Source organism: Pseudomonas sp. CM25 (assembly GCF_013179705.1).
GTDB lineage: Bacteria > Pseudomonadota > Gammaproteobacteria > Pseudomonadales > Pseudomonadaceae > Aquipseudomonas.
Window position 1 is genome coordinate 1 of sequence record NZ_JABMCW010000440.1, and the last position, 3,835, is coordinate 3,835.

5 protein-coding genes are annotated in these 3,835 nt (G+C 64.7%); all 5 read right to left on the reverse strand.

Annotation, left to right across the window (positions count from 1 at the left end; translation table 11 throughout):
• A partial coding sequence (locus tag HP546_RS27355; RefSeq protein WP_372242469.1) for an OB-fold nucleic acid binding domain-containing protein occupies positions 1-803 on the reverse strand: 803 nt, incomplete at its 3' end.
• Positions 804-806: 3 nt separating this feature from the next.
• The gene (locus HP546_RS27360; RefSeq protein ID WP_087500924.1) at positions 807-1,733 is read right to left on the reverse strand and encodes a hydrogen peroxide-inducible genes activator; all 927 of its coding nucleotides are present in this window, start codon (positions 1,731-1,733) and stop codon (positions 807-809) included.
• Positions 1,734-1,827: 94 nt separating this feature from the next.
• Positions 1,828-2,559: an energy transducer TonB gene (locus HP546_RS27365; protein ID WP_172232091.1), complete on the reverse strand. Its 732-nt coding sequence runs from the start codon at positions 2,557-2,559 to the stop codon at positions 1,828-1,830.
• A complete protein-coding gene (exbD, locus tag HP546_RS27370) occupies positions 2,556-2,984 on the reverse strand; it encodes a TonB system transport protein ExbD (protein ID WP_003253367.1) in 429 nt (142 codons plus the stop codon). The genes HP546_RS27365 and exbD overlap by 4 nt, the downstream gene beginning before the upstream one ends.
• A 3-nt stretch (positions 2,985-2,987) precedes the next feature.
• A partial coding sequence (exbB, locus tag HP546_RS27375; protein WP_172232094.1) for a tonB-system energizer ExbB occupies positions 2,988-3,835 on the reverse strand: 848 nt, incomplete at its 5' end.

The window sequence follows — 3,835 nt, forward strand, 5'->3', positions numbered from 1 at the left end:
AAACCGAGGTTGGCCAGGTACTGCGCCTGCAGGCGCTTGGCCTTGGGCAATACCGGTGCCCGCAGGCTGCGCAGGCTCTCGCGCAGGCGTTGCTGCGACAGCTGGTGGGTCAGCAGCTCCTCGAAGGCCAGGCGGTGCTGGGCCCAGTGCTGGCCCTCGGCAAGCTCGTCGAGGTCGGCGTCCGCCGGCGGGTTGTGCAGGTAGCGGATGGCATCGTCCAGCGGCGCCAGCTGGTAGTCCCGGGCCAGCTCGTCCGGCAGCCAGTCGGGCAGGCTGCGCGGGCCGAGCAGGCTCAGGCTTTGCTGGCACAGCAGGCGCAAGCGTTGCTGGGTGAGGCCTTCGGTGGACGGGTAGATCGGCGTCAGGGTCTGCTCGACCGGTGGCGGCGGCTCGTCGCCGTTAAGCGCGCGGTACTCCGGGTGGTAGATTTCCAGGCCCGAGGCACCGGGGCGCGCTTCACCGTAGCAGCGCAGGTGAGTGCCACGCTTAAGGCCTTCCTTTTGCGCGTTACTGAAGTGGTAGAAGCGCAGGCTCAACACCCCAGTGCCGTCGCCCAGGCGCACCACCAGGCTGCGACGCTTGCCCATGGTCACGTCGGCGCCGCTGACCACGCCCTCGATCACCGCGTCCTGGCCGGGCCGCAGCTGGCCGATCGGCACCACGCGGGTACGGTCCTGATAACGCAGGGGCAGGTGGAACAGCACGTCCTGCAAGTTCTCCAGGCCGACCTTGGCGAGTTTTTCCGCCATGGCTTCGCCAACCCCTTTGAGCACGGTGACCGGGACTTTCGACAGCTCACTCATGACTCAGGCCGGTTGTTCTGCAGGGGCCTTGGCCACCGAACACAGACGGATCGAGTCGGCGAGGATCTCGATGGCTTTGGGCCGTGGGAAGCTGGCGCGCCAGGCGATGGCTACCGTGCGGAACGGTGCCGGTGCAGTCAGTGGGCGCACCTCGATGACCCCGGGTGCATAGTGATGGCTGTGCACTGCCGACAGCGGCAGGATCGATACCCCAAGGCCCGATGCGACCATGTGACGGATGGTTTCCAGCGAGCTGGATTCGACCGTGGTGTGCCTGGAGCCTTCACCACCCTTGTTCAGGGTTGGGCAGGCTTCGAGGACCTGATCGCGGAAGCAGTGGCCCTCACCGAGCAGCAGCAGGCTCTTGTCGTTGAGCATGGCGGTGTCGATGGTCTTTTTTGCCGTCCACGGGTGGTCGGCGGGCATCAGCGCGCAGAACGGTTCGTCGTACAGCGGCAGGGTCAGCACGTCGGCTTCGTTGAACGGCAGGGCGATGATTACTGCGTCGAGTTCGCCGTTGCGCAGTTTTTCGCGCAGCACGTGGGTGAAGTTTTCTTCGATGTACAGCGGCATCTGCGGCGCTACGCGGTGCAGTTGCGGGATCAGGTGCGGGAACAGGTAGGGGCCGACGGTATAGATGGCACCCACCTTGAGCGGGGCGGTCAGCTGGTTCTTGCCGGCCTGGGCCAGCTCGCGAATGCCCTGGGCCTGCTCCAGTACCTTCTGGGCCTGGGCGACGATGCTCTCGCCGACCGGGGTCAGGCGCACCGCGCTCTTGCTGCGTTCGAAGATCAGCACGCCAAGCTCATCCTCGAGCTTCTTCACACCGACCGACAGGGTCGGTTGGCTCACGTGGCAGCGTTCGGCGGCATGGCCGAAGTGCTGTTCCTGGGCGAGTGTGACGATGTAGCGTAATTCTGTGAGGGTCATAACGTGCGTCCATGAAGTTGCGGGCCCAGCATAGCGGCTGCAATTGATAGACGCACGTTATCAGACTTGCCGATTTGTGACAGAAGCAAAAGTCTCAGCGGCGGTCAAGCGAGTAGACAAACGGTGCCACGACTTCGATCGTGCCATTGTTCAGCAACTCGGGTGGCGGCTTGGGTACCTTGCCGGCCCGACGAATCATTTCCAGGGTCGCCCGGTCCAGTGCTGCACTGCCCGAACCACCTGCCATGGCGTACGACACTACCTTGCCCTCGGCGTCGACCACGAAGCGCAGGCGGTTGATGCCCTGCAGACCGCGGCGGCGCGCGTCTTCCGGGTACCGCTTGTACTTGGCCAGGTGGCGCAGCAGGTCGCTCTGCCAGGTAGGCAAGGCGTTGCTGTTGGACGCAATGCTCGGTGCCGGTGCCGCGGATTTCTGCGGTGGCGCGGTGCTGGGCGGGGCGTCTACGGTCTGCTCGGTTGGCGGTGCTTCCTTGGGCGGCTCAGGCTTTTTCTCGGGTTTGGGCGGCTGCGGCTTGACCTTCGGCTTGGGCGGCTTGTGGATCGCAATCTTGGGTTTCGGCGCTTCCACCACCTTTGGCAGCGGCGGTTCTTCTACCGGTGCCGGTGGCTGCGGGGCGGCTTTAGGAGGTGGTGGCGGCGCGGGCTCCGGCAGCGGTGCCAGTTCGACCATCATCGCTGCCGGGGGCAGTTCGATGGCCTGAGGCACCGACCAGTTGAGCGTCAGCAGCACGGCGACCACGTGCACGCCCAGCACGATCGCCAGGCTGCCACCGTAGCGCGCCATGTTCGAGCGCGTTTTTGTCATTTCTTGGCTGCCGTCTCTAGTCCGACCAGACCGACTTTCAGGTAGCCGGCCGCGCGCATGTTGTTCATCACTTCCATCAGGTCACCGTAATCCACGCCTTTGTCGGCCTGGAAGAAGATGGTGGTTTCCTTGTCACCCTTGGTCTTGGCGTCGAGCATCGGGCCAAGCTGGTCGGGTGCCGCTACCTGATCGTCGCCGACATACAGCTTCTGGTCGGCCTTGACGCTGACGAACACCGGTTTTTCAGGCCTCGGCGCCGGTTTGGCGGTCGAGGCCGGCAGGTCGACCTTGATGTCGACCGTGGCCAGGGGGGCGGCGACCATGAAGATAATCAGGAGCACCAACATCACGTCGATGAACGGCGTAACGTTGATTTCGTGGTTTTCGGCGAGGTCGTCGCCACCTTCGTTGAGATGCAGGCCCATGGCTTACCCCACTTTCACCATGTGCGGGGCAGCGCGCTCGCTGCCCTGATGGTCCAGGTCACGGCTGACCAGCAGCAATACCTGAGCGGAGGCGTCGGACACCTGGGCCTTGTAGCCGGCGATGGAGCGGGCGAAGACGTTGTAGATGACCACGGCCGGAATGGCCGCGACCAGGCCCAGGGCGGTGGCCAGCAGGGCTTCGGCGATGCCCGGGGCGACCACGGCCAGGTTGGTGGTCTGGGTTTTGGCGATGCCGATGAAGCTGTTCATGATGCCCCAGACGGTACCGAACAGGCCGACGAAGGGTGCGGTGGAACCGATGGTGGCGAGCACGCCGGTGCCGTTGCTCATGGTGCGGCCGCTGGCGTGTACCAGGCGCTCCAGACGGAAGCTGACGCGTTCCTTGATGCCTTCTTTCTCGCGAGCGTTGGCCGAAAGGCGCATTTCTTCGAGGGCGTCGTGGACCAGGGTGTAGGCCAGGGTGCCTTCCTTGTTGGAGACTTCGCTGGCTTCCTTGAGGGTGGCGGACTTCTTCAGCTGGGCAATTTCACCACGCAGGCGACGCTTGGCGCCCATCAGCTCGAAGCCCTTGGCGATCCAGATGGTCCAGGTGATGATGGAGGCGATTGCCAGGCCGATCATGACGATCTTCACCACGATGTCGGCGTTCTTGTACATGCCCCACGGCGACAGGTCGTGGGCCATGCCCAGCGAAGTGTCTTCGACCAGGGCTTCAACGCTCGGGTCCACTGCAGCTGGCGCATCAGCCGGTTTGACAGAGGCGTCGCCAGCTGGCGCCTGGGTATCGGCAGCCGGTGCCGCTGCAGGTGCAGCTGGGGCAGAGGCGGCGG

Coding starts and splice junctions, on each gene's coding strand:
- HP546_RS27365 (WP_172232091.1), bottom strand. CDS start 2,559: ATGACAAAAACGCGCTCGAACATGGCGCGCTACGGTGGCAGCCTGGCG.
- exbD (WP_003253367.1), bottom strand. CDS start 2,984: ATGGGCCTGCATCTCAACGAAGGTGGCGACGACCTCGCCGAAAACCAC.
- HP546_RS27360 (WP_087500924.1), bottom strand. CDS start 1,733: ATGACCCTCACAGAATTACGCTACATCGTCACACTCGCCCAGGAACAG.